Source organism: Roseovarius mucosus, from assembly GCF_002080415.1.
Taxonomy (GTDB): domain Bacteria; phylum Pseudomonadota; class Alphaproteobacteria; order Rhodobacterales; family Rhodobacteraceae; genus Roseovarius; species Roseovarius mucosus_A.
This window is the reverse complement of sequence record NZ_CP020474.1, coordinates 23,760-49,397: the sequence shown is the minus strand read 5'-3', so window position 1 is coordinate 49,397 and position 25,638 is coordinate 23,760. Positions and strand designations below refer to the sequence as shown.

At 61.2% G+C, this 25,638-nt stretch carries 27 protein-coding genes and 1 tRNA gene; 12 read left to right on the top strand and 16 right to left on the bottom strand.

Features of this window, described 5'->3' with window-relative positions; genetic code table 11:
• Positions 1-60 precede the first annotated feature (60 nt).
• A complete protein-coding gene (locus ROSMUCSMR3_RS00250; protein ID WP_081506078.1) occupies positions 61-702 on the top strand; it encodes a DUF1638 domain-containing protein in 642 nt (213 codons plus the stop codon).
• A 64-nt stretch (positions 703-766) separates the two neighbouring features.
• On the opposite strand, the gene ROSMUCSMR3_RS00245 is transcribed toward ROSMUCSMR3_RS00250, so the two are convergent.
• Positions 767-1,177 (bottom strand): SufE family protein, encoded by a 411-nt coding sequence (locus ROSMUCSMR3_RS00245; RefSeq protein ID WP_081506077.1) that lies wholly within the window; start codon positions 1,175-1,177, stop codon positions 767-769.
• A gap of 126 nt (positions 1,178-1,303) precedes the next feature.
• Between ROSMUCSMR3_RS00245 and ROSMUCSMR3_RS00240 the strand changes: the two genes are divergently transcribed.
• The gene (locus ROSMUCSMR3_RS00240) at positions 1,304-1,822 is read left to right on the top strand and encodes a hypothetical protein (RefSeq protein ID WP_037297690.1); all 519 of its coding nucleotides are present in this window, start codon (positions 1,304-1,306) and stop codon (positions 1,820-1,822) included.
• Between the two features lie 41 nt (positions 1,823-1,863).
• Here ROSMUCSMR3_RS00240 and rnd read toward each other — a convergent pair whose 3' ends face one another.
• From rnd to purM, 3 genes are all read right to left on the bottom strand, one after another.
• The gene (gene rnd, locus ROSMUCSMR3_RS00235; RefSeq protein WP_081506076.1) at positions 1,864-3,024 is read right to left on the bottom strand and encodes a ribonuclease D; all 1,161 of its coding nucleotides are present in this window, start codon (positions 3,022-3,024) and stop codon (positions 1,864-1,866) included.
• Between the two features lie 91 nt (positions 3,025-3,115).
• A complete protein-coding gene (purN, locus tag ROSMUCSMR3_RS00230; RefSeq protein WP_081506075.1) occupies positions 3,116-3,709 on the bottom strand; it encodes a phosphoribosylglycinamide formyltransferase in 594 nt (197 codons plus the stop codon).
• Positions 3,706-4,752 (bottom strand): phosphoribosylformylglycinamidine cyclo-ligase, encoded by a 1,047-nt coding sequence (gene purM, locus ROSMUCSMR3_RS00225; RefSeq protein ID WP_081506074.1) that lies wholly within the window; start codon positions 4,750-4,752, stop codon positions 3,706-3,708. Before purM ends, purN begins: the two co-directional genes overlap by 4 nt.
• A gap of 112 nt (positions 4,753-4,864) precedes the next feature.
• On the opposite strand from purM, the gene ROSMUCSMR3_RS00220 reads away from it, so the two are divergent.
• Both ROSMUCSMR3_RS00220 and ROSMUCSMR3_RS00215 read left to right on the top strand, forming a co-directional pair.
• A tRNA-Ile gene (locus ROSMUCSMR3_RS00220) sits at positions 4,865-4,941 on the top strand.
• Positions 4,942-4,960: 19 nt separating this feature from the next.
• The gene (locus ROSMUCSMR3_RS00215) at positions 4,961-5,299 is read left to right on the top strand and encodes a TfoX/Sxy family protein (protein ID WP_081506073.1); all 339 of its coding nucleotides are present in this window, start codon (positions 4,961-4,963) and stop codon (positions 5,297-5,299) included.
• Between the two features lie 117 nt (positions 5,300-5,416).
• On the opposite strand, the gene ROSMUCSMR3_RS00210 is transcribed toward ROSMUCSMR3_RS00215, so the two are convergent.
• Positions 5,417-6,415 carry a GlxA family transcriptional regulator gene (locus ROSMUCSMR3_RS00210; RefSeq protein ID WP_081506072.1) on the bottom strand — a complete coding sequence of 333 codons (999 nt, stop codon included), beginning with the start codon at positions 6,413-6,415 and terminating at the stop codon, positions 5,417-5,419.
• 146 nt (positions 6,416-6,561) lie between these two features.
• On the opposite strand from ROSMUCSMR3_RS00210, the gene ROSMUCSMR3_RS00205 reads away from it, so the two are divergent.
• On the top strand, positions 6,562-7,209 hold the full coding sequence (locus ROSMUCSMR3_RS00205; RefSeq protein WP_008280801.1) for a helix-turn-helix domain-containing protein: 648 nt from the start codon (positions 6,562-6,564) through the stop codon (positions 7,207-7,209).
• Positions 7,210-7,334: 125 nt separating this feature from the next.
• Here ROSMUCSMR3_RS00205 and ROSMUCSMR3_RS00200 read toward each other — a convergent pair whose 3' ends face one another.
• The 4 genes from ROSMUCSMR3_RS00200 to ROSMUCSMR3_RS00185 are packed head-to-tail and all read right to left on the bottom strand — an operon-like array spanning position 7,335 to position 11,208.
• Positions 7,335-8,402 (bottom strand): heme-dependent oxidative N-demethylase family protein, encoded by a 1,068-nt coding sequence (locus ROSMUCSMR3_RS00200; RefSeq protein WP_008280800.1) that lies wholly within the window; start codon positions 8,400-8,402, stop codon positions 7,335-7,337.
• Positions 8,403-8,415: 13 nt separating this feature from the next.
• Positions 8,416-9,402, bottom strand: coding sequence for a PDR/VanB family oxidoreductase (locus tag ROSMUCSMR3_RS00195; protein ID WP_008280799.1), 987 nt, complete (start codon positions 9,400-9,402; stop codon positions 8,416-8,418).
• Positions 9,399-10,034 carry a dimethylamine monooxygenase subunit DmmA gene (gene dmmA, locus ROSMUCSMR3_RS00190; protein WP_420541224.1) on the bottom strand — a complete coding sequence of 212 codons (636 nt, stop codon included), beginning with the start codon at positions 10,032-10,034 and terminating at the stop codon, positions 9,399-9,401. The genes ROSMUCSMR3_RS00195 and dmmA overlap by 4 nt, the downstream gene beginning before the upstream one ends.
• A 28-nt stretch (positions 10,035-10,062) precedes the next feature.
• Positions 10,063-11,208 carry an aminomethyltransferase family protein gene (locus ROSMUCSMR3_RS00185; protein WP_008280797.1) on the bottom strand — a complete coding sequence of 382 codons (1,146 nt, stop codon included), beginning with the start codon at positions 11,206-11,208 and terminating at the stop codon, positions 10,063-10,065.
• Between the two features lie 248 nt (positions 11,209-11,456).
• Here ROSMUCSMR3_RS00185 and ROSMUCSMR3_RS00180 point away from each other — a divergent pair, with 248 nt between their 5' ends.
• The 6 genes from ROSMUCSMR3_RS00180 to glnT all read left to right on the top strand — a co-directional run bounded on the left by ROSMUCSMR3_RS00180 (position 11,457) and on the right by glnT (position 17,538).
• On the top strand, positions 11,457-12,830 hold the full coding sequence (locus tag ROSMUCSMR3_RS00180) for an ammonium transporter (RefSeq protein WP_008280796.1): 1,374 nt from the start codon (positions 11,457-11,459) through the stop codon (positions 12,828-12,830).
• Between the two features lie 11 nt (positions 12,831-12,841).
• A complete protein-coding gene (locus tag ROSMUCSMR3_RS00175; RefSeq protein WP_081506070.1) occupies positions 12,842-13,057 on the top strand; it encodes a hypothetical protein in 216 nt (71 codons plus the stop codon).
• 148 nt (positions 13,058-13,205) lie between these two features.
• Positions 13,206-14,102: a class II glutamine amidotransferase gene (locus ROSMUCSMR3_RS00170; RefSeq protein ID WP_008280794.1), complete on the top strand. Its 897-nt coding sequence runs from the start codon at positions 13,206-13,208 to the stop codon at positions 14,100-14,102.
• Between the two features lies 1 nt (position 14,103).
• Complete coding sequence (locus ROSMUCSMR3_RS00165; protein ID WP_081506069.1) at positions 14,104-14,781, top strand: protein GlxC; 678 nt, start codon at positions 14,104-14,106, stop codon at positions 14,779-14,781.
• An 11-nt stretch (positions 14,782-14,792) separates the two neighbouring features.
• Entirely contained in the window at positions 14,793-16,136 is a 1,344-nt protein-coding gene (locus ROSMUCSMR3_RS00160) for an FMN-binding glutamate synthase family protein (protein WP_081506068.1), read from the top strand.
• Positions 16,137-16,209: 73 nt separating this feature from the next.
• Complete coding sequence (gene glnT / locus ROSMUCSMR3_RS00155) at positions 16,210-17,538, top strand: type III glutamate--ammonia ligase (RefSeq protein ID WP_008280791.1); 1,329 nt, start codon at positions 16,210-16,212, stop codon at positions 17,536-17,538.
• A 301-nt stretch (positions 17,539-17,839) separates the two neighbouring features.
• On the opposite strand, the gene ROSMUCSMR3_RS00150 is transcribed toward glnT, so the two are convergent.
• A complete protein-coding gene (locus tag ROSMUCSMR3_RS00150) occupies positions 17,840-18,280 on the bottom strand; it encodes a cyanoglobin (RefSeq protein WP_081506067.1) in 441 nt (146 codons plus the stop codon).
• Between the two features lie 45 nt (positions 18,281-18,325).
• Entirely contained in the window at positions 18,326-20,695 is a 2,370-nt protein-coding gene (gene tdm / locus ROSMUCSMR3_RS00145) for a trimethylamine-oxide aldolase Tdm (protein ID WP_081506066.1), read from the bottom strand.
• Positions 20,696-20,840: 145 nt separating this feature from the next.
• Between tdm and ROSMUCSMR3_RS00140 the strand changes: the two genes are divergently transcribed.
• Complete coding sequence (locus tag ROSMUCSMR3_RS00140) at positions 20,841-21,692, top strand: DMT family transporter (protein ID WP_008280788.1); 852 nt, start codon at positions 20,841-20,843, stop codon at positions 21,690-21,692.
• A gap of 37 nt (positions 21,693-21,729) precedes the next feature.
• Here the strand turns inward: ROSMUCSMR3_RS00140 and ROSMUCSMR3_RS00135 are convergent, their stop codons facing one another.
• The 5 genes from ROSMUCSMR3_RS00135 to ROSMUCSMR3_RS00115 are packed head-to-tail and all read right to left on the bottom strand — an operon-like array spanning position 21,730 to position 25,592.
• Positions 21,730-22,341, bottom strand: a complete 612-nt coding sequence (locus ROSMUCSMR3_RS00135; protein WP_237183501.1) for a tetratricopeptide repeat protein — start codon at positions 22,339-22,341, stop codon at positions 21,730-21,732.
• Entirely contained in the window at positions 22,292-22,999 is a 708-nt protein-coding gene (locus ROSMUCSMR3_RS00130) for an ABC transporter ATP-binding protein (protein ID WP_008280786.1), read from the bottom strand. Before ROSMUCSMR3_RS00130 ends, ROSMUCSMR3_RS00135 begins: the two co-directional genes overlap by 50 nt.
• On the bottom strand, positions 22,989-23,756 hold the full coding sequence (locus tag ROSMUCSMR3_RS00125; RefSeq protein ID WP_081506064.1) for an ABC transporter ATP-binding protein: 768 nt from the start codon (positions 23,754-23,756) through the stop codon (positions 22,989-22,991). Before ROSMUCSMR3_RS00125 ends, ROSMUCSMR3_RS00130 begins: the two co-directional genes overlap by 11 nt.
• Positions 23,753-24,730: a branched-chain amino acid ABC transporter permease gene (locus ROSMUCSMR3_RS00120; protein ID WP_237183500.1), complete on the bottom strand. Its 978-nt coding sequence runs from the start codon at positions 24,728-24,730 to the stop codon at positions 23,753-23,755. Before ROSMUCSMR3_RS00120 ends, ROSMUCSMR3_RS00125 begins: the two co-directional genes overlap by 4 nt.
• Positions 24,723-25,592 (bottom strand): branched-chain amino acid ABC transporter permease, encoded by an 870-nt coding sequence (locus ROSMUCSMR3_RS00115; RefSeq protein ID WP_008280783.1) that lies wholly within the window; start codon positions 25,590-25,592, stop codon positions 24,723-24,725. Before ROSMUCSMR3_RS00115 ends, ROSMUCSMR3_RS00120 begins: the two co-directional genes overlap by 8 nt.
• Between the last annotated feature and the right edge of the window lie 46 nt (positions 25,593-25,638).

The window sequence follows — 25,638 nt, the reverse complement described above, 5'->3', positions numbered from 1 at the left end:
CCAAAACGCTCCAACACGGCCCGCCCCCGCGCGGGCCGTTTGCATTTGAGGGAACCGGCCATGGATCTGACCGACGATCATCTCACCACCCAAGGGCTAGAGGCCGAAGGTCGCGGTCGCCTTCTCCTGATCGCCTGCGGGGCCCTCGCGCATGAAATTCTCGCCCTCAAACGTCACAACGGGTGGGATCACATGGATTTACAATGCCTTCCCGCCAAACTGCACCTCTACCCGGAAAAGATCACCGAAGAGGTGGAAAAGGCCGTGATCGCCCAACGCGCCAAATATGACCGTATTTTCGTGGTCTATGCCGATTGCGGCACGGGCGGGCTCTTGCAGGCGAAATGCGCCGACCTTGGCGTTGAAATGGTGGCTGGCCCACATTGCTATGCGTTCTACGAAGGGTTGGACCGCTTTGCCGCGCATGAGGATGAAATCAGCGCCTTTTACCTCACCGATTTTCTGGTGCGGCAGTTCGATGCATTCGTCTGGAAACCGATGGGCCTCGACCGTCACCCGCAGCTGCGCGACATGATTTTTGGCAATTACGCCAAACTGGTCTATCAGGCACAAACCGATGACCCCGCCCTGCGCGCCAAGGCACAAGACTGCGCCGACCGCCTGGGTCTTGCCTATGAATACCGTTTCACCGGCTATGGCGATCTTAAAGCATCACTTGAGAAACAGGCCGCAACGTATTGATTTAAAATTCATCTGGCTAAAAATACCTCGGGGGATTGGGGGCAGCGCCCCCAAACCTCGCCTCTCACGCGGCCTCTGACGCCACCAGCCTGATCCGCTCGATCATCGCGCGCACCCCGTTTGAGCGTTGGGCGGACAGATGTGCATCTAGCCCCAGCCGGGCCAATTCGGCCGGGGCATCGACACGCTCAACCTCCGCCACCGGCACGCCGTTATAAAGGGTGCGCAGCACCGCAATCAGGCCGCGCACGATCATCGCATCGCTATCGCCATCAAAGCTGAAAACGCCCGTCTCGATTCTGGGATGCAACCAAACCTGACTGGCACAGCCCTCGACCTTGGTCGAAGGCACCTTGAGCGCCGCCTCCAGCGGTTCCATCGCCCGGCCACGGTCGATCACATAGCGATAGCGATCCTCCCAATCGTCGAGAAACTCGAAATCCTCAACAATCTCTTCAAAGGCGGCAGTGGCCATGACACTCTCCTAGCAGTCTATCTCAGACCTAGGGCCGGGCCGGAAAAAGGTCCAGACCCCGCTTGCACCTTTTCAAGCCAGAGAGGATAGGATAGTCGGAAGGAAAAGATGACAGGGGCGCATGGCATGCAACGGCGGGTCTTTCTATCATTGGTGGCAATGTCGGCTTTGGCGGGCTGTGGCGGATATCGCCGCTCTCGCGCAAATCCGCGCAATTGGTTCGGGCGCAGCACGCCGCGCCGCCGCACTGCCGAACCCGCGCCCGCCAATACCAATCCCCTCATCCCCGAGCGCGAAGACACGATCTTTCGTCGCCGCCGCGACAAAGTCTATGAAGGCACGCCGGTGGATCAGGTCACACGTATGGTGATCGAGCGCACCAGCGACGGTGGTATCGTCCGGGTCGAAGGCGTGGCCCTGCGCCAAGGTGCGTTTGACGTGCGCCTCGTGTCCGACACCGAAAACGAGCCCGTGAACGGCGTGCTGGAATTGCGCCTCATGGCCATTCAACCCGAGGATCAGCCGCAAGGCTCTGAACGTGCCCGCACGGTGCTGGCCGGGGTGTTCCTGTCAAATCAGGCGCTCGAGCGCGCCAATGAGATTCGCGTCATCGGCGCGCGCAACGAGCAGGTAAGCCGCCGCTGAGGGCAGAGGGCACGGCCCCTGCCGCGCGCGCCCCGCAGTGCTCAGAGATCCACAGTCTCTACGCCACTGCCCTTGACCGCCAAGGCCACCTCGCCCTTGCACAGGCGCAGGGCGTCGGCACCAAACACATCCAGCCGCCAGCCACGCAGCGCGGGCAGATCGCGCATCCCCGCCGCAATGGCGTCAAGGTCACTGGCACTGGCAATCAGCTTGGCCGCCACGCCATAACTCTCGCTCTTGGCCTTGAGCAGCACCCGCAACAGGTCCGCCAGCGCCGGGTTGACCTGCGCGCGATCTTCCAAGGCCTCGGCGCGCGGCATCCGCTCTGCCGGGCATTCCAGCCCCGCCTTGACCGCTGCAAGAATTCCATCGGCAATGTCGCCCTTGCGCGCCTCGCGCAGCAAAAGCCGCGACCGCCCCAAATCCTGATGCGTCACAGGCTTGGTTGACGCCAGTTCGACCAACGCATCATCCTTGTAGACCCGGCTGCGCGGCACGTCATGCGATTGCGCATATTCCTCACGAAACCGCGCCAATTCGCGCAGAATGGCCAGAAACTTGGGCGAGGTGTTGCGCGTCTTGACCCGCTGCCAGGCATCGGCAGGGTCGGTGCGATAGGTGGCGGGATCCGTCAGCACGCTCAGCTCTTCGGCCACCCATTTGTCGCGCCCGGAACTTGCCAGCTTCTTCGCAAGGTATTCGTAAATGACCCGCAGATGCGTTACATCCGCCAGAGCATAGACCTTTTGCGCCTCGGTCAGCGGTCGGCGCGACCAATCGGTGAACCGAGAGCTTTTGTCGACCGTCTGCTTGGCAATCCGCTTGACCAGCGTTTCATAGCCCACTTGCTCGCCAAACCCGCACACCATGGCCGCCACCTGCGTGTCAAACAACGGATCAGGAATCACCCCGGCATCAACGTGGAAAATTTCCAGATCCTGCCGCGCGGCATGGAACACCTTGACCACCGATGTGTCGCGAAACAGCTCGTAAAGCGGCTCCATCGACATCTCGGCACCGGCAATCGGATCAACCAGAACGGCAGTGTCGTCATCCGCACCCGGCACAGCCATTTGCAAGAGGCAGAGCTTGGAATAATACGTGCGCTCACGCAGAAACTCGGTATCGAGCGTCACATAGGGGTGCTTGCGCGCCATGGCGCAAAAGGCCGCCAGATCGTCAGTCGTGGTGATGGTTTTCATATGGGGTGATCTTTGCTCTTGTCTTAAATGCCCGGTTCTGTCCCCCGGCCCCAAGCTATAGAGAAGAACGCCAGAAATGCAACCGCTGCGCTCAGGGCAGATAGAGAGGCGCGCGATTGCCTTGGGCAAAGCGCCGCAGCACCGCAGGGTAAAGGATATGTTCCTGCACCAGCACCCTTTCCGCCAACGTGTCGGGCGTATCCGTTGCCAGCACCGGCACCCGTGCCTGCCCCAGAATGGGCCCCTCGTCCAATTCCGCTGTCACCTCATGCACGGTGCAACCCGCCTCCTGGTCGCCCGCCTCCAGCGCGCGGGCATGGGTGTGCAGCCCGCGGTACTTTGGCAAAAGCGATGGGTGAATGTTGATCATCCGCCCCTGCCAAGGTGTCACGAACCCCGCCGTAAGCACGCGCATGAACCCTGCCAGACAAATGATGTCGATGGCATAGGGCCGCAGCCGCGCGTCAATCTCCGCCTCAAACGCGGCGCGGTCGCTGCCATGGGGCCGGTGATCCACAACCTCGGTCGCGATGCCCTGCGCCTTAGCCCAGGCAATACCGCCTGCATCCGCCCGGTTCGACAGCACCAGCGCAGGCCGCGCCGGATGCTCGCCTGTCATGCTCGTGACCAGGGCGCGCATGTTCGACCCGCCGCCCGAGAGCAAGATCGCGACGCGTTTGCTCACAAAAGACGGCCCCGATACGTCACACCCTTGCCGGGCACAACCTGCCCCAAACGGTGAACCGTCTCGCCTGCCTCGCGCAGCGCCCCCTCAATCGCCTCGGCCTCGTCCGCCGCAACCACGACAATCATGCCAATGCCGGAATTGAACGTCTTGAGCAGTTCCGCCTCGGCCATATTGCCGGTCTCGGCCAGCCAGCGAAACACCCCCGGCAGCTGCCATGCGCCAAGGTCAATTTCGGCTCCCAGCCCCTCTGGCAACACCCGCGGCAGATTCTCGGTCAGCCCGCCGCCAGTGATATGCGCAAGGCCGTGGATCCCGCCCGCCTGCAGCGCCGCCAGAACGGGGCGCACATAAAGCCGCGTGGGCGTCAGCAGAACCTCTCCCAGACTGCCCTCGGCCCACGGGCAGGCATCCGTCCAGCCCAGCCCCGACATCTCGACAATCCGGCGCACCAACGAATAGCCGTTGGAATGCACCCCGTCCGAGGCAAGACCCAAAAGAACATCACCCTCCGCCACATGCGCCGGAAGTTCCGTGCCCCGCTCCATCGCACCCACGGCAAAACCCGCCAGATCGAAATCGTCCTTGGGATACATGCCCGGCATCTCTGCGGTCTCGCCGCCGATCAAGGCACAGCCAGAGCCTTCGCAGCCCCGCGCAATGCCCTCGATGATGCGCGTCGCCTGCTCCAGCTCCAGCTTGCCGGTGGCGAAATAATCAAGAAAAAACAGCGGCTCGGCACCCTGACAAATCAGGTCATTGACGCACATCGCCACCAGATCGACCCCCACGCCATCGACATGGCCCGTGTCAATCGCAATCCGAAGCTTGGTGCCCACCCCATCGGTCGCGGCCACCAGCACCGGATCAGAGAACCCGGCAGCCTTGAGATCAAAAAGCCCGCCAAAGCCACCAAGCCCCGACATGACGCCCGCCCTGTTGGTCCGCTTGGCCGCAGGCTTGATCCGTTCCACAAGCGCATTGCCCGCGTCGATATCGACGCCCGCATCGGCATAGGTGATCCCGTTCTGTCGCTCGGTCATGGCCTCAAGTCCCCATCGCTAGAATGCGCCACCCGTTAGCCGATTGGCCGCCGCTGCGCAATCTCAAAGCCTTGACCCTGCCGCGCCTCCAGCTTACCAGTTGCCTCAGGTCGGGCCTGTAGCTCAATTGGTTAGAGCAGAGCGCTCATAACGCTTTGGTTGGGGGTTCGAGTCCCTCCGGGCCTACCAGTTCAACGGATTGCCACCGATGCCCGCTCCTGTCTCGTCCATCCGCAATCTCGGCCCCGCCTCGGACGCAGGCTATGCCCGCGCGGGTATCCATGACGCCGACAGCCTGCGCGCCATGGGGGCCGATGCCGCCTATGAGGCGCTTTTGCGCAACGGCACGTCCCCGCATTTCATCGGCTACTATGCCCTTGTGATGGGCCTGCAGGGCAGACCGTGGAACGATTGCCAAGGGTCCGAAAAAATCGCGCTGCGCGCACGGTTTGACGCCATCAAGGCGCGGGTTTCCGGTGCCGGTGACGCGCCCGACAGCGCCATCGAGGCGATTCTGAACCAGATCGGCACGGGATTGCGCCGCTAGGCCACATTGCATCTGCTCGGGATCATATCGCCGCAGCGCCTCTTCCCCATCTCGGCGAGGTCCCGGGCCAAGCCCGGGACGGGTGTGGTTGAGATGGGGTAAACCGCGCCTTGGCCCTCAGACCGAGGGCACCGGCAGATTGCCCTTGACCCGCGTCAGGTTGATCCGCTGCCGATCCTCGCGCGGTGAAATGCCAAAGGCATCCCGGTAATGCCGCACCAACACCTTGGAACTGGCATAGCCCACGGCCTCGGCGATCTGCGCCATGGTGTCGTTGGAATACATCACGATCTGCCGCGCCGCCTTCATCCGCATGGCGCGGAAATAATTGGTCGGGTTCTGACCTGTCGCGCGCTTGAAACTGCGCTCCAGATGCCGAGGGGTGATGCCCAGATCTTCGGCCACCTCCGCCATCGACAGCGGGGCCGCCATATGCTGCGCCATCAGATCAATCGCCCGCGCCACCATCGGCGGCAGATCGGTGGCCCGCGCCCCCTCGCCCAGCACCGGCACCATTTGCTGCACGCCCGCCTTGCGCATCATCGGATGCTGGAACCAACAGGCCACTTCGGTGGCAATGCCCGCCCCTAGCGCTGTGTCGACCATATGCAGCGCCAGATCAAACGCCGCCGCCGCGCCTGAGGCGGTGACACAGCGTGGCGTGATCTCGATCACCTGATCCGAGGCCGGAACGCCGGGAAACTCCGCCAGAAACGCCGCCTCGTAGCACCAATGCACCGATAGCGCGACATCCGCGACCGCCCCGCTGCGCAAGAGCGGAAAGACACCCCCACTGATCGCCCCCAGCACCGTGCCATGCCGCGCCAAGCGTCGCAGATGCGCCGCAGAGCGTGCATCGGCAAACCGGCTGGTGGGGGCCGACAGCAGCAGCAGATAATCGCAATCGTCGGTCTCGGACAGCCGCCGACCGGGCTCAAACCCGATGCCCGCGCTCGACATGACGCGCTCCGCGCCTTCGGCCACCAAATCCCAGGCAAATGTGCGATGCCCCGAGATTTCATTGGCCGCGCGCAACGGCTCGATCACCGAGGTCAGGCATGACATCGGAAACCCCGGAAAGATCAGGAACCCTATTCGGATCACGCGCTGTGTCATCTCGGTCGGCCTTTTGCCCTTAGCGCTTTTGCCTCTACGTAACATTTTCCACTTGGGAAAAAATTATGCAATATGGTGAAGAGCATAAGGTAAAATAGACATTCTGGCATTTTCGATCCGCCCGGCCTAAATCTGAGAGGAAAACAATGAGCATCATGGAACCCGCGAAATTGGTCAAACTGACTCAGGACCCTCATAAGCTGCGCGACGAGCGTGAAAAAGTGCTTGAGGTTGCCATCGGCCGCGAGGTGCGCGCCTATCGCAAGAAACAGAACATCACCGTGGCCGAGCTTTCGAACATGACCGAACTTTCCATCGGCATGCTCTCCAAGATCGAGAACGGCAACACCTCGCCCTCGCTGACCACGCTGCAAACACTGGCCCATGCGCTTTCGGTGCCGCTGACCGCGTTTTTCAAGGAATACGAAGAACGCCGCGAGGCGGTGCATACCAAGGCGGGCCAAGGCGTCGAGATCGAGCGCGCCGGCACCCGCGCGGGCCATCAATACAATCTCTTGGGTCACATCGGATCGAACAGCAGCGGCGTTATGGTCGAGCCCTATCTGATCGAACTCAACTCCGAATCCGACACGTTCAAGACCTTTCAGCATGAGGGGATCGAGATGATCTACATGCTCGACGGCGAAGTCGGCTATCGCCATGGCAACGAGACCTATCACCTTACCCCCGGCGATACCCTGTTTTTTGATGCCGACGCCCCGCACGGGCCGGACCAGTTGATCCGTTTCCCGATCCGGTATCTTTCAATCATCAGCTATCCCCAGAAAAGCTAAGGCTTGAGGGAACGGTTGCTTGCTTTAACCGCAAACAATGAGGTGCGCGGTTCGCTAGGCCGCAGGACGGCCCAGCGATCCGCGCAGGGAATTGGGGCACCCTTGGCAACAGCCACCACACCCCCTCACTTTTGTAACGGCGGCTCTGTCTCCAGATCTGGCCAGATACCGGGGCTGGTGGGCAGGCCATCGTCATACTGGCTCAGATACTCGATCATCATCGGGCGATTGGCGATGAACCCCTTATAGGTCGCCAGTTCCTCGGGCAGATCGCGCACCACACGGTGCAACCGGCGGCCCCATTTCGGCACGCTGACAACATCCTGAAACGCAATCAGATAGCACCGGATCGGAAACAGCAGCGCGTTGGACCGCGGCAGCCGGAAAAACGTCTGCAACTCCACCCGCAAATGCTGTTTCGCGCCGATGTTCTCAGGCGTCAGCGTGGTCTTTTGCACGCCCCATTTGTGGTAGTTCTCGGGGCTGGTATCCAAGAGCGGATTAACCGTCATCGTCCAGTTCAGCCGCCGCGCGGGCGCGCCTTGCTGCACATTAAGCAGGAATTTCAGCGCGCGCTGGAAAATCCCCATCTCATGCGCCAAGGGCACGGGCGCGTGCCATTCAAAGAAATTCATGCCGATATCGAAATCAAGCGACCAATCCGCCTGTGTCGTGACCATCCCGGCATCCATCCACAGCATCTCGTCGCGCTGATCGAGCACCGCGAAATCGCCCTGCGTCTGGCGGGTGATATATTCCAATGGGCCGCAGGGCAGCGTGGTTGGGTCAAGAAAGGTGAAACTGTGGTCAATCCCCATCGGTTTGTTGATCCAGCGCCAGCGGTTGCCATCGCGGTGCAGTTCAAAGAGGTCGGGGTAATCCTCGGCCTTGCAGGTCATGATAAGCTCGAGCACGTCCCACCCGGCCAGCGTCATATGCGGCAAAGACTGACAGCGCAGCGGATCATCGGCCAGCACCAACGCCCGGTCGCGCATCTCCGACAGGTAATGCTCGTCAACATCGAACCGTTTTTCATAGACCGAGCCCGCAGGCCCGCCGCGATGCTGCTCCATATTGACCGAATACATGTAGCTGTCTTCGTGGAACGGGAACGGGAACCGCTTGATCGCCCAAGCCGAATTGCGGAACGAATAATCGTCGCGGAAGGTCTCGTTATTGAACTGAATAGTCATCTCGCGTGGCTCCTTATCGGTCCAGAACCAGCGTCTTGCCGATGAAACGGCTGACGCAGGGCATGATTTTCTTGCCGCTGGCATGATCGGCCTCGTCCAGCCAGTGATCGCGGTGCACGATTTCGCCGTCCACCTCGACCACATCGGTCTCGCATTGGCCGCAGGCCCCGCCGCGACAGAGGAACGGCGCATCGACCCCGGCCCGCTCGATCGCCTCAAGCAGGCTTTCGTGTTCGCCCACCTGAATCACCAGATCGGATTTGCACAGCCGCACTTCAAACGGCGCACCGGGTTGCGGCGCAAGGAATTCCTCGGAATGCACCGCCTCTTCGGGCCAGCCAAGGGCAGCGGCACGGGTCTTGACCCAAGTGATCATCCCCTTGGGACCACAGACATAGATATGCGTGCCCAAAGGTTGCCCGCTCAAGAGATCATCGAGCGGAATCGCCTGCTCCTGATCGTCGTAATAGACATGCGCCTTGTTGGGATACTTTCCCCGCAACTCATCGGCATAAGTGCCAAGTGCGGCGCTGCGGCAGGCATAATGCAATTCCCAATTGCCGTTCGATTGCTCCAACTGCGCGATCATCGCCATGAATGGCGTGATCCCGATGCCGCCAGCAAAGAACACATGCTTGCGCGCCCGCAAATCCAGCGGGAAAAGGTTGACCGGATAGGTGATGGTCATCGCATCACCCGGTTTGACATGGCGATGCATATAGAGCGAGCCACCCCGCCCCTCGTCATCGCGCCGCACCGAAATGGCATAAAGGGAACGATCACCGGGATCAGACATCAGCGAATAGGGGTTAAGCCGCGTGCGCCCCTCGTCGTGCATTTCCACGACCGTATGGGCGCCCGCCGAAAATGGCGGAAACTCTGCCCCGTCCGGGCGGCGAAATTCAAACCGCGTCACCAGCTCATTCACCGGCACCACGGCGGCGACAACCACCTCGATCTTTTCAGCCCCGGCGCGGGCCTTTTGGGGGGCGGCGCTCATGAATAAATCTCCTTTGCAGGGGGGATATTGCCGGGGTCTTCGGCATCGATGCACACGCCCTGAAAGGCTGCCAACCGGCGCGAATAGTGATCGCGGACAAAGAGGTTGAGGCCGCAATGCGAACACACAAAGGGATCGGTGGTCACATCCTCGGTGATCCCCTTGCAATGCACACATTGCATGCGCCGTGCGGTGGAGCCGCGATGCTCGGTCTGAATGGCGCTATGCGGAATACCCGCTGTCACCGCCTCATTCATCGCCTGCCCCATCAGCCCTTCTGTCCCCGCAAGATAGACCTGCAAGCCCATATGCGCATCCGACAACACCCGCCGCAGCCGCGGCACCGAAGCGGCATAGCTTGGCCCGACATAAAGCTGCGCCGGACCGGCCGCGCGCAGCTTCTCCACATAGGTCTCGCCCGTGCCCTTGGGGATATAAAGGACATGCGTCTTGGCCATCAGCCCCGCATCCTGCGCGACCAGATCCAACAGCGCCTCAGCCCCCTCGGCATCGGCGATCATCAGATGCGCCTTGCCCGGTCGCGGGGCCAATGTGCCATAGACCGGGCGGCTGGCGATACTCTCCGGAAACTGGAATTTCGACATCTTCGCGTCTGCTCCCTTTCGCGTCATTAGAGCCAAAGGCCCGTGGGCCAAGGGGTTACCCCTTGGCCGCGCGGATCAGCTTGTCCTTGTCATAGAACGGCATCTCCTCGGCCACGCAACCAACCTCGGTGCCATCCGCATAGCGCACGCTCATCTTGGTGCCCGGCACAGCGCAGTCAACCGGCATCCGCGCGATCCCCACGTTATACCCGTTGAGGTTGGAATTCAGACCAAAGGTCACCACACCGACAACCTCGCCATCCTTGAGCAGCGGAGCGCCCATATCCGCCGCGCGCTTGCCCTCAAGCCGCACGCCGTAGATTTTGAAACGCTCTTTTCCCTTCAGCGCATAGTGATTTTCCGAGCCGCGGAACCCGGTCTTGCCCGGCGAGACGGTGAAATCAAGCCCCAGCTCCCACAGAGTATCGCCGCACAGATCGTCCTTGAACGGGAAGGTCTCGGAATTGTCACCCGGATAGAACAGCAGGTAGCTTTCCGTGCGCAAGAGATCGAGGGTCGAGAATTGCACCGGCACGATGCCCATGTCCTTGCCCTCTTCCAGAATCCGATCCCAAATCTGGATCGCATGCCGGCCCTGACAGAAAATCTCATAGCCGCGCTCGCCGGTATATCCGGTGCGCGAGATCATCACCGGCAGATCAAACAGCTTGGTTTGCAGAATGCCGAAATAGGCCAGATTGCGAATGCCCGGCACGTGCTTTTCAAGGAAATCCACCGCAACCGGCCCTTGCAGCGACATATCGTGCAGGTCGTCATCAAACAGCATGGCGACATTCTTGCCATAGGCGGCCATCGCCAGCGTTTCGTGGCCGGTGCCGGTGCCATGCACCACCATCCAGTGATTGACCGACAGGCGGTAAATCACGCAGTCGTCGATGAACTTGCCCGCATCATTCAGCATGCACGCATAAACCGCACGCCCCGGCATGATCTTGTCGACATTGCGCGTGGTGGCACGGTCGATCACGGCGGCGGCATGCGGCCCGACGATGTGAACTTTCTTGAGGCCCGACACATCCATAAGCCCCGCCTTGGTGCGGACTGCCAGATAATCCGCCTCGGCGCGCTCATCCGTGTGGTCATAGAACCATGCGGTGCCCATGCCATTCCAGTCGGTCAGCTCGCCACCGATCTCAGTATGACGCGGTGCGAGCGCAGATGTTCTGTAGATAATGGCCATGTCAGCCTCCCTGTCGGTGTTGTGTTTGGCGATATTCAGACGCAGATCGCAGCAAAAATCAATACTTTCATGCAGATTATTTTCCTGACGGGAATATATTTTTGCTGTATGCGCAAATACCGGTGGTCACGCCAAGTGAGCGAGGCTTCGATTCAAACTGGTTGACAGAGCGAGAAATCTTTGTCTCCCTTAGAAGAAAAAGTTTTCACCACCAATAAAACAACAAACTGCACAACAGGGAGAGTGCGATGAACGGCAACCTTGATGCGTTGACGACCATCTTCACCGAATTTTACTATTGGGTGACGGTCGTTTTCATGTTTCTGATCCACGTTGGGTTTTGCATGTATGAGGTGGGCGCCAGCCGCCGCCGCAACCACATGCACACGTTGATGAAAAACGTGATGGTGATTCCCCTCGTTACCGTGACCTTCTTCTTTTTCGGCTGGTGGATTTATTGGGCCTTCCCGATGTTCCCCTTCTTTGGCGGCCTGAATCATGAAATGGCGAGTGCCAATTTGCCATGGTCACCGAACATGGCCACCAACCTTGACGACCGGATCACCGGTGTGTTCTGGGCGGCCTTCCTGCTGTTTTCCTGGACCGCCGCTTCGATCGTGTCCGGCTCGGTGATCGAGCGGATTCGCTCCTCGGCGCTCTGGGTGCATGCGGTGCTGATCGGCTCGGTCTGGTGGATCATCGACGCGGCCTGGGGCTGGCACTATGACGGCTGGATGGTCAAATATCTGGGCTACCATGACGCCTACGCGTCTGGCGTGATCCATGCCATCGCGGGCGGCTATGCTCTGGGTGTGATCATGGTGCTGGGTCCACGGATCGGCAAATTCGCAGCCGACGGCACCCCGCGGGATATCCCGCCGCATAACCCTTGGATGCTGACCATCGGGATTTTCCTGATCTATACCGGCTTCTGGGGCTTTTATGCCGCCTGCAACGTGCCGCTCATCTCGCCCGAAGTCATTGGCGGCCAGATCACCGGCACCACCTGGACAGCCACAAATATCTACCTCGCGCCCACCTCGCTGTCGGCCATCACCTTCAACTTCCTGATGTCGCTCTCGGGCGGTCTGATGGCGGCCTATGTGGTGTCCAAGGGCGATGCCTTCTGGACGTTTTCGGGCGGTCTTGCCGGAATCATTACGGCCTCGGCAGGTAATGACCTCTATCATCCGGTTCAGGCCATGCTGGTCGGCGCGGTCGGTGTCGTGATCGTCTACAAACTGCATTTCTGGGTCGAGCGTCGCTTCAAGCTTGACGATGCTGTGGGCGCTGTTGCCGTGCACGGGTATTCCGGTGTGGTCGGCTTGATCATCGCGGGCTTCCTGCTCTGGGGCGCACCCTCCTCTCCGTTTGAGGGCTACGCGACAATCAACCCGCTGGGTCAGACCCTTGGTGCGGTGATCATGTTCTTCTGTCTGGGCTTCCTGCCCGCCTTCATCGTGGCCAAGATGCAGGCCGCCGCTGGCGTGCTGCGCATCCCGGTCGAAGTCGAATTGCAGGGTCTCGATTACGCAGAACACCACGCCTATGAGGATGCCATTGTTCAGGTCATCGAGGCCGACAAGGCCTATCTCAACACCAAACCAACCCCCGCAGAATAAGGATAAGGCACATGTCTACAATCGGATACGAATCCTGGGCAGTTGATCTTGCCGAAGTTGGGCCCATCTACCCCTTCCAAGGGTATGAAATCCCGATGGTCGTGGCGGGTGTGATCTTCTGGCTCGCATGGCACCGCATTCAATTTGTCCGCGAGGGCGAACATCTGGAACAAGCGCGCAAGATGGGCGATCCTGAAAAGATCCGCAAACATCTCGAACGCTACTGATTCTGCTCTGATTTGCGCGGGCGACAGCCGCCCGCGCAAATACTTACAGGAAACTTTTATTCATTTGAGTTGCAGTCACCGGAGCCCGATGTTAGCCTCGGACTGAAGGGCCCCACGGGGCAGAATCACTAAAGTGGAGCAAACGCGAATGTGCGGGATTGTCGGACTTTTCCTGAAAGACAAAGCACTTGAACCCCAGCTTGGCAGCATGCTGACGGATATGTTGATCACCATGACGGACCGTGGCCCCGACAGTGCCGGGATCGCCATCTATGGTGCGCCTCAGGCGGGCCATGCCAAACTGACCATCCAGTCGGATACCGCTGCCCGCGATTTCGACGGTCTGGCAGAACGCCTGTCGTCCGAATTGGGCGCACCGGTCACCCTGACCCGCAAGGATACCCATGCGGTGCTGGATTTCCCCGCCGACAAGGCCGCCGACACCCGTGCAGCGCTCGAGCGCCTCGTGCCCGGTGTGCGCGTCATGTCCGCAGGCGAAAGCATCGAGATTTACAAAGAGGTGGGCCTGCCCAAAGACGTGGCCGCCCGCTTTGAGATTTCCGCAATGAGCGGCACCCATGGCATCGGCCATACCCGCATGGCCACCGAGTCGGCTGTGACCACGATGGGCGCGCATCCCTTCAACACCGGGGCTGATCAATGCCTTGTGCACAACGGGTCGCTCTCCAACCACAACTCCCTGCGCCGCAAACTGCTGCGTGAAGGCGTGCGGATCGAGACCCAGAACGACACCGAGGTTGCCGCCGCCTATCTCACATGGAAAATGCGCGAAGGCGCAACGCTGGGCGAAGCGCTGGAAAGCTCGCTGGTCGATCTCGATGGCTTTTTCACCTTCGTGGTCGGCACCGAAGATGGGTTTGGCGTGGTCCGCGATCCCATCGCCTGCAAGCCCGCCGTCATGGCCGAGACCGATCAATACGTGGCCTTCGGCAGCGAATATCGCGCCCTCGTCAACCTGCCGGGCATCGAACAGGCCCGCGTCTGGGAACCCGAGCCCGCAACCGTCTATTTCTGGAAGCACTGACATGCAGACATTCGACCTAGCAGCCGATGGGCTGCGCAGCCTCAATGCCACCCTTCAGGCCCAGGCCAATGAGACCAACCAAACCGGTTGGGATATCATCAATCCGCGCGGCAGCCATGCCATCGCCGTAGGGCTCGACGCCCCTATCGAGGTGCATGTCATGGGCTCGACCGGCTACTACTGTGCCGGCATGAACAAACAGGCGACCGTGCATGTGCATGGCTCTGCCGGTCCGGGTGTTGCCGAAAACATGATGAGCGGCACCGTGATCGTCGAGGGCGACGCCAGCCAATATGCCGGGGCCACCGGCAATGGCGGCACGCTTGTCATCAAGGGCAATGCCTCGTCGCGCTGCGGTATCTCGATGAAGGGTATCGACATCATCGTGCATGGCAACATCGGCCATATGTCCGCCTTTATGGCGCAATCCGGCAATCTCGTGGTCTGCGGCGATGCGGGCGATGCGCTTGGCGACAGCCTCTATGAGGCGCGCTTGTTCGTGCGCGGTTCCGTGAAATCGCTTGGTGCGGACTGTATCGAGAAAGAGATGCGCCCCGAACATCTCGAACTTCTTGCCGAGTTGCTGGAACGTGGCGGCTGTGACGCCAAACCAGAAGAGTTCAAGCGCTACGGCTCGGCTCGCCAGCTTTATAACTTCAAACCTGACAACGCATACTGAGGGCTCAGACCATGAAAGACGAGACCCACGGCGCTCCGCGCACCCAGCCGATCCAATCGGCAACCTTCACGCAGTCGATCAACGCCGAAATCCGGCGTGCGGCGGCCACCGGCATCTATGACATTCGCGGCGGCGGTGCCAAGCGCAAGGTGCCGCATTTCGATGACCTGCTCTTCTTGGGCGCGTCCATCTCGCGCTACCCGCTCGAGGGCTACCGCGAGCGCTGCGATACCTCGGTGACCCTGGGCACCCGCTTTGCCAAAAACCCCATTCATCTCGACATCCCGGTCACCATCGCGGGCATGAGCTTTGGCGCGCTCTCTGGCCCCGCCAAAGAGGCGCTTGGGCGTGGGGCGACGCTGGCAGGCACCTCGACCACCACCGGCGACGGCGGCATGACACCCGAAGAGCGCGGCCATTCCAAGAAACTGGTCTATCAATATCTGCCCTCGCGCTATGGCATGAACCCTGACGACCTGCGCCGCGCCGATGCAATCGAAGTGGTGGTGGGCCAAGGGGCCAAACCCGGCGGCGGCGGCATGCTATTGGGTCAGAAAATCTCGGACCGCGTCGCGCAGATGCGCAACCTCCCCAAGGGGATCGACCAGCGCTCGGCTTGCCGTCACCCCGACTGGACCGGCCCCGACGATCTGGAAATCAAACTGCTGGAACTGCGTGAAATCACCGGCTGGCGGGTGCCGATCTATATCAAGGTCGGCGGCGCACGCCCCTATTTCGACACCACGCTCGCGGTCAAGGCGGGGGCAGATGTGGTCGTCCTCGACGGGATGCAAGGCGGCACAGCGGCCACGCAGGACGTGTTCATCGAACATGTGGGCCAGCCCATCCTCGCCTGCATCCGCGAGGCGGTGCGCGCGCTCCAGGACCTCGGCATGCACCGCGAAGTGCAGTTGATCGTCTCTGGCGGCATCCGCACCGGGGCCGATGTGGCCAAATGCATGGCGCTTGGCGCGGATGCGGTGGCCATCGGCACGGCGGCCCTGATCGCGCTTGGCGACAATGACCCCAAGTGGGAGGCCGAGTATAACAAGCTGGGCACCACCGCAGGCGCCTATGACGACTGGCACGAAGGCAAAGACCCCGCAGGCATCACCACCCAAGACCCCGAGTTGATGAAGCGTTTCGACCCCATCGAAGGGGGCCGCCGCCTCAACAACTATCTCAAGGTGATGACGCTCGAGGCGCAGACCATCGCGCGCGCCTGCGGCAAAAGCCACCTGCACAATCTCGAACCAGAGGATCTGTGCGCCGTGACGATGGAGGCCGCCGCCATGGCAAAGGTGCCGCTCGCCGGCACCGATTGGTGGCCCGGCAAACCCGGCACCAGCTTCTGATCCTCCGCCAGGCGTGGCCCCACGGGCCACGCCCGCCAACATCCGATAACACATGACAACAGGGACCGAAAAAATGACCAGTGATCTGGCGAAATTTGCCAAGGACAAGGGCGTAAAATACTTCATGATTTCCTACACCGATCTGTTCGGTGGACAGCGCGCCAAGCTGGTGCCGGCAGAGGCGATTGCCGACATGCAAGAGGACGGTGCCGGTTTCGCAGGCTTTGCCACCTGGCTTGATCTGACGCCCGCGCATCCCGACATGCTGGCCGTGCCAGACCCCGCGTCGGTCATCCAACTGCCATGGCAACGCGATGTGGCATGGGTCGCCGCCAATTGCGTCATGGACGGCAAAGACCTGCCCCAAGCGCCGCGCAACGTGCTGCGCCGCCTCATCGCCGAGGCCGCAGCCGAAGGCATGCATGTCAAAACCGGCATCGAGGCCGAATTCTTCCTCCTGACCCCCGAGGGCGATCAGATCAGCGATCCCTTCGATACCAGCGGCAAGCCCTGCTATGACCAGCAGGCGGTGATGCGGCGCTATGACGTGGTGCGCGAGATTTGCGATTACATGCTTGAACTGGGCTGGGAACCCTACCAGAACGACCACGAAGATGCGAATGGCCAGTTCGAGATGAACTGGAAATATGACGACGCGCTGGACACAGCCGACAAACATTCCTTTTTCAAATTCATGACCAAATCCGTCGCGGAAAAGCACGGCTTCCGCGCCACCTTCATGCCCAAACCCATCGAAGGCATGACCGGCAATGGCTGTCACGCCCATATCTCGGTCTGGGATGGCCCCGGCAAACAGGCCAAGACCAACGTCTTTGCAGGCAAAGGCGAAGGCCAGACCGGCGAAGTCGGCCTGTCAGAGCGCGGCAAGCATTTCTTGGGCGGCATCATGAAACATGCCAGCGCGCTTGCGGCGATCACCAACCCGACCGTCAACAGCTACAAACGTATCAACGCGCCCCGCACCATTTCAGGTGCCACATGGGCCCCCAACTCGGTCACATGGACCGGCAACAACCGCACCCATATGGTGCGCGTCCCCGGCCCCGGCCGGTTCGAGCTGCGCCTGCCCGATGGCGCGGTCAATCCCTATCTTCTGCAGGCCGTGATCATCGCGGCGGGCCTCTCGGGCATCCGCTCCAAGGCTGATCCCGGCAAGCGTCACGATATTGATATGTATGCCGACGGTCACAAGGTGCGCGGCGCGCCCAAGCTGCCGCTCAACATGCTCGACGCGCTGCGCGAATATGACAAAGACAAAGAGCTCAAGGCGACCATGGGCGAAGATTTCTCTGCCGCCTATCTCAAGCTGAAGCGCCAGGAATGGAATTCCTTTGTCAGCCATTTCACCAAATGGGAACGCGACAACACGCTTGATATCTGAGGGCGTGACACACCAGATAACAGGCCCGCGCAAGAGATTGCGCGGGCCATTCTTGTTTGAGTTGCGCGCGCGAACTACGCAATTGGGTTTTACACGTACTGTGTGTGTTCCCGCGCGGAACAAGGCGCGGAACGCGCCGCCGCGCGGATCGCTGGGCCGTCCCGCGGCCTAGCGATTTTGAGACGAAACACCATACTGTCACGTTAGACAGACGTTGCTGGGATTAAGTGCCAGTTTACGCCGTTGCTTCGCTAGTCCCCGGCCCAGCGACCGCGCGGCTTACAACTTAGCCACGAGCCCCTCACGCCCCCGACACCGGGCACCCCTGCCCGACGTGACCAGCCTCTTCCCGCCAATCCGGCACCGCGTTGATCAGCATATGCGCCGCCCGGTGCAACACCGCGCGAAATCGCTCGACCACCGGCCCTTCCATCCCCTCTGCGCGCAACGCCGCGTCGAATGTCTCCAGCCACATGGTCACATCCGCCTGGCGGATCGGCACATGCGCGTGAATTTCGCGCAGGTCCATATGCCCGAACCGCTCGCGATAATAGGCGCGCCCGCCGAGAAACCCCGACAGGAATTCAAACTGCGTCTGGCGCGTATGCTCCAGACCATGACCGCGAAAATGCAGCCGGTGCAGCGGATAGACTGCGGGGTCCCCTTCCATCCGGTCGTAGAACGTCCGAACCAAGTCCCGCAGCCGTTCTTCGCCGCCAATATCGTCAAGGGCTGTGCTCATGGTCCCCACTGTCGCAACCCTACTCCCCGCCTGCCTTGACCGAAATCAAGAACGCGGGCGCGTCTTTTGCGGATCGTAATGGGCAAAGGGCACCACCTGCGCGGGCAACCGCTTTTGCTGCCCGTCAAGCTTGCCGATCTCAACGGCTGTGCCCACCGCATGATGCGCCACATCGAGCCGCGCCAAGGCGATATTCTTGCCCAAAAGCGGCGAGCGCATCGAGGATGTCACCTCACCAATCTGCGCTCGACCGATATGAACACAATCGCCATGGCCCACCGCCACATTGCTGTCGATGTCGAGGCCCACCAGCACCCGCGCCGGATGTTCCTTGCGCCGGATAAGCGCCTCGCGCCCGATGAAATCATCCGGTTTTGATTTCAACGGCACGGTAAACCCGATCCCCGCTTCAAAAGGATCGGTCTGATCGCTGAAATCATAGCCGGCAAAGATCAGCCCCGCCTCGATCCGCACCATATCCAACGCTTGCAGGCCCATGGGCGTCAGCCCATGATCCTTGCCCGCCGCCCAGACCGCATCAAAGACCTCGACCGCATGTTTGGGGTGACAGAAAATCTCATAGCCCAACTCGCCCGTATAGCCGGTGCGCGACACCACCACAGGCACGCCGTCGTGATCGCCAATGCGCGCGGGCGCAAAGCGGAACCAGCCCAGCTCTTCAAACTTGGGCTGATGCGGCGCGGTCCAGATCACCTTTTTCAAAAGATCGCGGCTCTCCGGCCCCTGCACGGCGATATTGTGCTGCATATCGGTGGACGAGCGCACCAGCACCTTCAGCCCCAGTTCCTGCGCCTTTTCGCGCAGCCACTCGCCACCATAATCACTGCCGCCAATCCAGCGGAAATTGTCCTGCCCAAGGCGGAACACGGTGCCGTCGTCAATCATGCCGCCATGCGGATAGCACATCGCGGTATAGACCACGCCGCCCACCGGCAGCTTCTTGATGTCGCGGGTAAAGACATACTGACACAGCGCCTCGCTATCCGGCCCGGTGATCTCGAACTTGCGCAGCGCGCTCAGGTCCAGCACCACGGATTTCTGGCGGCAGGCGTGATATTCCTCGATCGGCCCGGCGCTCGACATGGCACTAGCCAGCCAGAAACCGTTATACTCGATGAAATTTTCGGTAAACCGCGCGAAACACGGGTGAAATCCTGTCTGTTTGGTCATTTTTGGCTCCGCGTCGGGGGTGGGCCGATAGGCCACCGATCTTTGAAAGGTTTCCTTGCCGCTATAGGTGCGCACATGGATATCCGTGGGATTCCAGCCATTTGCGGCGGTGGTGTCATCCGGACAGGCCGAACTCACACACACAAGATCCGTCAAGGCGCGAAGCAGCACATAGTCCCCCGGCCGCGTCCAGGGCTCATCGGTATACAGCACCCCATGCGCGTCAATGCCGGTGTTGAAGAAGAAATTGATCGCCATCCAGCCCGCGCGCCCCGTCACCCCATGCGGGGCCAAAGCGCCGTTGAAATTATCCGAACAATTCACATGCCCCGGATAGCCGATATCGTCGTAATATTTCGCTGCACAGGCCAACGCAAAGGCATCATGCCGCCCGACCGTGTCCTGCACCACCTCGACCAGCGGCAACATATCCTGATCATAGTATTTCGCATGCAGCCCCGGCATCGGATAGGCATGGCCCATCAGCGTGCGGGTCGTGGTGACATCCAGCGCATGCTCGATGCCCTTGTCCAGCTTGCGCGCGGCAAAACACTGAAAATCCGTGCATTGCCGCCCGTCCACATCAAGGATCTGGATATAATCCCCGGCTTTTACGAAATAGGCCTCAGCCGTGGCCGAATGCACCCGCAAATCCGTCACCGGATCGGCCAGCGGATCGGGCAATTCAAAGCGCGCCGCGGATTTCAGCTTGGCACGCGTTACCCAAACGGTAAGCGGCGTCGCGGTATCCTGCGCTGCGAAATCCATGATCCCACCGGGGGCCGCGATCACCGCCACCCCGTCGCGCAGCACGGTGAATTCCGCCGCATCCCCGGCCGGGCTCATGCTGTCAAACACATCCACCGACTGCACCCGCGCCAGATCCATGCCGCGCGCCTCAAGGCCCATGCGCAAACCGCGCAATGATGTCTCGGACCCGGCAAGCAAGGCCTTCAGCCCAGCCGCATCGCCCGTGCCCGCCTCGCCCAGAATACCGGGATCCACCGTTCCATCCGGCCCCGCCGCCACGATCTCACAGCGTTGCCCGCCTTCGGTATTCACCACCCGCAGGCGATCCCCCGCTTCGATCCGGATTAGGATTGCACCCGCGCCGTCGACCACATAGCGTTCCGTCCCAGGAGGCAACGCAAACACCCGCGGCTCGACAATCACACTTGGCCGGGGCGGCCCCGCCTGAACCTCGGGATAGCGCGTTTCCAACACCTCGGACCTCCTTTTTCCCTGCAAGCTATTTGCATAAGCGGAATATTTATTTAACAATAAGAATATCGCAAGCCAGCCTTGCCAGCAACATGAAACCCGAACCAGAGCCAGAATTGTCAGCCCTCGACAAAGGACCAGACCTAAAATGACTGCGTTGATCTTGGGGCTTGTCGCAGCCCTCGCTTGGGGCACCCATGATGTTTGCGTGCGTTATGTCAGCCAAAACAATGGCATTTTCGCGCCGCTCGTCTGGGTTCTGGCCTTCGGCCTTATCATCGTGACACCGATCAGCGCCTATGCGGGGCTGCACGCGCCCGAGGGGGGCGACATCGGCTTGGCGGTTTTGGCTGGTCTTTGCTTTGGCGTGGGCGGCACCGCACTCTACCGCGCCTTTTCTATCGGCCCGGTGCGGCTGGTGGCGCCGGTGATCGGGGCCTATCCGATTCTCTCGGTGGGCTGGGCCAGCCTCAATGGCGCGCCCACGACAGCGCTCGAATGGATCATGGTCGGCCTCATCATCTGCGGCGTGGCCTATATTGCCCAGAGCGATGCCGGTCACGACCATGCCGAGGCCCCAAGCCCCCTGCCCGCCATCGCCTGGTCGCTGCTGGCCGCCGTGGGCTTTGCCCTGACCTTCGCCATCGGGCACAAGGCCACGGCGACGGGCGGCGAATTGCTGCTCTTGGCCCCGACCCGCGCCGCCGCCCTTGTGGTGGTTTTGGGCTTTGCGCTCGCGCTGCGTGCGCCTCTCGCCCTCACCCGCCGCCACACGCCGCTGCTTATCTTGATGGGCACACTCGACGCGCTGGCCATCGGCTGCGTGATTGGCGCAGGTCAGACCGCGCGGCCCGAATTCGCCGCCATCGGCGCCTCGACCTTTGGCGTGATCACGGTGCTCTTTGCGGCCATCTTCCTGCGCGAACGCCTGCGCGGCTCGCAATGGCTGGCGGTGCTGGGCGTCTTTACCGCCATTGGCGTGCTTGGCGGCGGGCACTGACCCGCCGCTTTCCTCGGTCTTCACAGATGCAAAAACCTCAGCCCTCGGCGATCAACAACGCGGCGGCCAGAAATTTGCGCCCGTCATCGAACACCGGCGGCTTTTCCCCCCGCCACCGCGCAGAGATGGGCCGCTCAGGCCGCGCGCCCGCCAGCAACTGCCGCAACGCCTGATCACTGTCCGCGGCAATCGCGCGATAGCGCTTGCGCATATTGTCGTGGAAGGTATCGCGGTGCAGCGCCTCCATCCGCAGATGAAACAAGGACGAGCGGCTGCGCGGTTTGAACACCAGTCCGCCCGCCACCTCAGGCGCAGTCCGCCACAGGGTCAGCGCCCGCTTTTGCAACTGCTCCGCCCGCGCGCCCTGCCCGGCATCCCGCGCCAGTACCGCAAGATTGGCAAGGCTTGTCGCCCGCCGCAAATCCCGCGCACTGAAAAACAGCCGCGCCACCCATCCGGCCCGCCGCAGCATCCGGGCTGCCCCCAAACGGTCGCCCGCCTGATAACAGGCACAGCCCGCCTCGGTCAGACGTTCCCAGACCAGATCAGCCCGCGACCAACCCGCCGCCCGCGCCACCTGCATTTCGGCGTCGCCGCGCTCAAAGCCCCAGGTACGCGGCGCGAACATGTTCATTTCCACGAAGCTCATGGGCAGGCCCCTCCATTGCGGTGTTTCCGGTTTCCAACACATAGGCATGATGCGCCAGTTCCAACGCCAGTTCGGCATTCTGCTCCACCAGCACCACCGACAGCCCCTGCGCGTTGATCTCTTCGATGATCCGCGCGATTTCCTCGACGATCACCGGGGCAAGCCCCATCGACGGCTCATCCATCAGCAACAAACGCGGCTTTGACATCAGCGCGCGGCCAATCGCCAACATCTGCTGCTCGCCACCCGACATGGTCTGCGCCCGCTGCACCCGCCGTTCCCGCAGGCGCGGGAAACGGTCATAGACCTGCTCCAAATCGCGCTCGATCTCGGGCTTGTCGCGCCGCAGAAACGCGCCGGTACGCAGATTTTCCTCAACCGTCATATCCTTGAAGATACGCCGCCCTTCGGGCACATGCGCGATGCCATGCGCCACCACCTTATGCGCGGGCAGATGATCAATCCGCGTCCCCTCAAACAGGATTTCCCCCGCCACAATCGGGATCATCCCCGACATGGCGCGCAGCGTCGTGGTCTTGCCCGCGCCATTGCCACCGATGATGGTCACGATCTTGCCCTCGGGCACGGCAATGGAAATATCGCGGATCGCGTTGATCTTGCCATAGTTGACGGCGATCTTGCGCATCTCAAGCAACATGGCGCGCGCCTCCCAGATAGGCCTCGATCACCGCCGGATGATGCCGGATATCCGCCGGCCCCCCTTCGGCCAGAAACTTGCCGAAACTCATGCAGGTGATGGTATCACACAGCCCCATGATCGCCTGCATGTCATGCTCCACCAAAAGGATCGTGATCCCATCCGCCTTGAGGCGGCGCATCAGCTCCATCATCTGCCGCGTCTCCTCGGGGTTCATGCCGGTGAATGGCTCATCCAGCAGCATCACATCGGGATGGCTGGCATAGGCCACCGCCAGCCCCAAAGCGCGCTGATGCCCATGCGACAGATCCCCGGCCCGCTCCTCGGCCAGATCGCCCAAACCAAAGAACTCAAGCGCCTCGCGCGCCCGCGCCTCTGCCCCACGCCGATCCTCGCGGTCCCAGCCGATGATCGCGGCAAAGATATTGGGCCGGAACGGCATATGCGTGCCCACCAGCGCGTTTTCCAACACCGTCAACTCGGCAAAAAGCGTCGAGTGCTGGAATGTCCGCACAACACCGCGCCGCGCCACCTCATGCATCGAAAGGCCGGAAATATCCTCGCCCCTGAGCAGGATTTGACCAGACGTCGGCGTATAGAACCCCGAGATCATGTTGAACGTGGTGGTTTTGCCCGCGCCATTCGGCCCGATCAGCCCATGGATACTGCCATGTGCCACTTTGAACGACAGCCCATCCACCGCCATCAAGCCGCCAAAGCGCATGGTCAGGCCGCGCATTTCTAGAAAATCGGTCATGCTGCGGCCTTTCTATCGGGTTTCGCCGTGGCTTTGCGCGGCAGGATTTTCTGAACAATGCTCTCCAACCCATTGGGAAGAAACAGGATCGACAGGATCATGATCGCCCCGTAAAACAGCGGCCGCGCCTGTTCGAACCCCATCCCCCGCAGCACGACCTCATTGATCACCGTCAGCAGGACACAGCCCAGAATGGGGCCGTAAAACGTTGTCGTCCCCCCCACGATGGCCCAGGTCAGCACAAACACCATCACTTCGATGTCAAAGGAATTGGGGTTCACCGTGCCCACGTAATGCGCCTGAAGCGCCCCCGCGATCCCGGCAAAACCCGAGGCGATGGCAAAGGCCAGCGTGCGATAGGCCCGCAGGTTCACCCCCGACGCCTGCGCCAGCTTGTCCTGCCAATGCACCGCGTGAAAGGTCAGGCCCACGGGTGATTTCTCGATCCGCCACAGCACCCAGAGGCAGACAGCAACAATCGTCCCGGCAAAGTAGTAATAAGACACCGGCTCGAAGAAATCGAAACTGTAAAACCCAAGCGAGAAATCCGGCATCGGATCAATCCCCGAAATGCCACGGGCACCGCCGAAGGGTTCGCGAAACCGCTTCCAGATCAGGCGGATGATCTCGCCCGCCGCGAAGGACCCGATCAGGAAATAAAACCCCTTCATCCGGAACAGCGGAAAGGATAAGAGCACCGCCAAAAGCGCCGCCGTAACCCCGCCAAGGATCATGCCCACCGGCACCGGCACGCCAAGGTTCTTGGTCATGAGAGCCGAGGCATAGGCCCCCACCCCCATGATCACCACATGCCCCAGCGACCATTCGCCAGTCAGCGTGAGCAACCGGTAGGACATGACCAAGAGGATATTGATCACCAGAAAGACAAGAATTTCCTGTTGCGAGAAACTCAGGCCATGCGGCAGCGCGATCAGCGCGGCAGCACCAAAAAGGAACATCAGCGGCTTAAGCACGATCCGCACTCCCGAATAGGCCCGTAGGCTTGACGATCAGCACCACCAGCATAAGCGACAGACCCACGATATCGGCCACCACCCCATCCGAGAATGTGGTGACGAACGTATGCACAAAGGCATAGACCACCGAGGCGATGATTGCCCCCTCCAGCGACCCGACCCCGCCCACGATGATGACGATAAAGGCCGTGACAATCACCGAATGGCCCATATGCGGGTTGACCGAAACCAGCGGAGCCGTCAGCGCGCCCGCCACCCCTGCCAAGGCCGCACCAATGAACATGGCGATCCGCGCGGTTTGCGTGATCGAAATCCCCTGCAACGCCGCCGCCTCCGGGTCTTGTGCCGAGGCGCGCAGCGCCCAGCCAAACCGCGTCCGCTTGAGGAAATACCACAGCGCGCTCAACAGAACAACCGCCGCCACGATCACATAGATGCGCGCCACCGGCAGCCCCACCTTGTCAGAGATGCGCCAGACCTCTTGTGTCACGGGCGGAATATGTTCCATCCGCACGCCAAACCCCATCACCGCCAGCGATTGCAGGATCATCAGAAACCCGATCGAGGCCACCAGACCGCCCAGCGGATTGCCCTTGAGCGGTCGAAACAGCCCGCGCTCCATCACCAGCCCCAGCATGCCCACAAAGATCATGCCAATGGGCACAGCCACAAAGAACGGCAGATGCATATCGGCATAAAGCGCCACCACCGCATAGGCCCCGGCCATGAACAACTCGCCATGGGCGAAATTGATCACGCCCATCACGCCAAAAATCAGCACAAGGCCAACGGCCACCAAAGAAATATAGCTTGCTGCATAGACGGCGTTCAGGCCGGTCTGCGCCAGGAGTTCCATCATCGGAATGCTCGAATTTTAGAGAGGAAGGATAACAGCGCCCGCGTGC

Coding starts and splice junctions, on each gene's coding strand:
- ROSMUCSMR3_RS00250 (WP_081506078.1), top strand. CDS start 61: ATGGATCTGACCGACGATCATCTCACCACCCAAGGGCTAGAGGCCGAA.
- ROSMUCSMR3_RS00245 (WP_081506077.1), bottom strand. CDS start 1,177: ATGGCCACTGCCGCCTTTGAAGAGATTGTTGAGGATTTCGAGTTTCTC.
- ROSMUCSMR3_RS00240 (WP_037297690.1), top strand. CDS start 1,304: ATGCAACGGCGGGTCTTTCTATCATTGGTGGCAATGTCGGCTTTGGCG.
- rnd (WP_081506076.1), bottom strand. CDS start 3,024: ATGAAAACCATCACCACGACTGACGATCTGGCGGCCTTTTGCGCCATG.
- purM (WP_081506074.1), bottom strand. CDS start 4,752: ATGACCGAGCGACAGAACGGGATCACCTATGCCGATGCGGGCGTCGAT.
- ROSMUCSMR3_RS00215 (WP_081506073.1), top strand. CDS start 4,961: ATGCCCGCTCCTGTCTCGTCCATCCGCAATCTCGGCCCCGCCTCGGAC.
- ROSMUCSMR3_RS00210 (WP_081506072.1), bottom strand. CDS start 6,415: ATGACACAGCGCGTGATCCGAATAGGGTTCCTGATCTTTCCGGGGTTT.
- ROSMUCSMR3_RS00205 (WP_008280801.1), top strand. CDS start 6,562: ATGAGCATCATGGAACCCGCGAAATTGGTCAAACTGACTCAGGACCCT.
- ROSMUCSMR3_RS00200 (WP_008280800.1), bottom strand. CDS start 8,402: ATGACTATTCAGTTCAATAACGAGACCTTCCGCGACGATTATTCGTTC.
- ROSMUCSMR3_RS00195 (WP_008280799.1), bottom strand. CDS start 9,402: ATGAGCGCCGCCCCCCAAAAGGCCCGCGCCGGGGCTGAAAAGATCGAG.
- dmmA (WP_420541224.1), bottom strand. CDS start 10,034: ATGACGCGAAAGGGAGCAGACGCGAAGATGTCGAAATTCCAGTTTCCG.
- ROSMUCSMR3_RS00185 (WP_008280797.1), bottom strand. CDS start 11,208: ATGGCCATTATCTACAGAACATCTGCGCTCGCACCGCGTCATACTGAG.
- ROSMUCSMR3_RS00180 (WP_008280796.1), top strand. CDS start 11,457: ATGAACGGCAACCTTGATGCGTTGACGACCATCTTCACCGAATTTTAC.
- ROSMUCSMR3_RS00175 (WP_081506070.1), top strand. CDS start 12,842: ATGTCTACAATCGGATACGAATCCTGGGCAGTTGATCTTGCCGAAGTT.
- ROSMUCSMR3_RS00170 (WP_008280794.1), top strand. CDS start 13,206: ATGTGCGGGATTGTCGGACTTTTCCTGAAAGACAAAGCACTTGAACCC.
- ROSMUCSMR3_RS00165 (WP_081506069.1), top strand. CDS start 14,104: ATGCAGACATTCGACCTAGCAGCCGATGGGCTGCGCAGCCTCAATGCC.
- ROSMUCSMR3_RS00160 (WP_081506068.1), top strand. CDS start 14,793: ATGAAAGACGAGACCCACGGCGCTCCGCGCACCCAGCCGATCCAATCG.
- glnT (WP_008280791.1), top strand. CDS start 16,210: ATGACCAGTGATCTGGCGAAATTTGCCAAGGACAAGGGCGTAAAATAC.
- ROSMUCSMR3_RS00150 (WP_081506067.1), bottom strand. CDS start 18,280: ATGAGCACAGCCCTTGACGATATTGGCGGCGAAGAACGGCTGCGGGAC.
- ROSMUCSMR3_RS00140 (WP_008280788.1), top strand. CDS start 20,841: ATGACTGCGTTGATCTTGGGGCTTGTCGCAGCCCTCGCTTGGGGCACC.
- ROSMUCSMR3_RS00135 (WP_237183501.1), bottom strand. CDS start 22,341: ATGAGCTTCGTGGAAATGAACATGTTCGCGCCGCGTACCTGGGGCTTT.
- ROSMUCSMR3_RS00130 (WP_008280786.1), bottom strand. CDS start 22,999: ATGTTGCTTGAGATGCGCAAGATCGCCGTCAACTATGGCAAGATCAAC.
- ROSMUCSMR3_RS00125 (WP_081506064.1), bottom strand. CDS start 23,756: ATGACCGATTTTCTAGAAATGCGCGGCCTGACCATGCGCTTTGGCGGC.
- ROSMUCSMR3_RS00115 (WP_008280783.1), bottom strand. CDS start 25,592: ATGATGGAACTCCTGGCGCAGACCGGCCTGAACGCCGTCTATGCAGCA.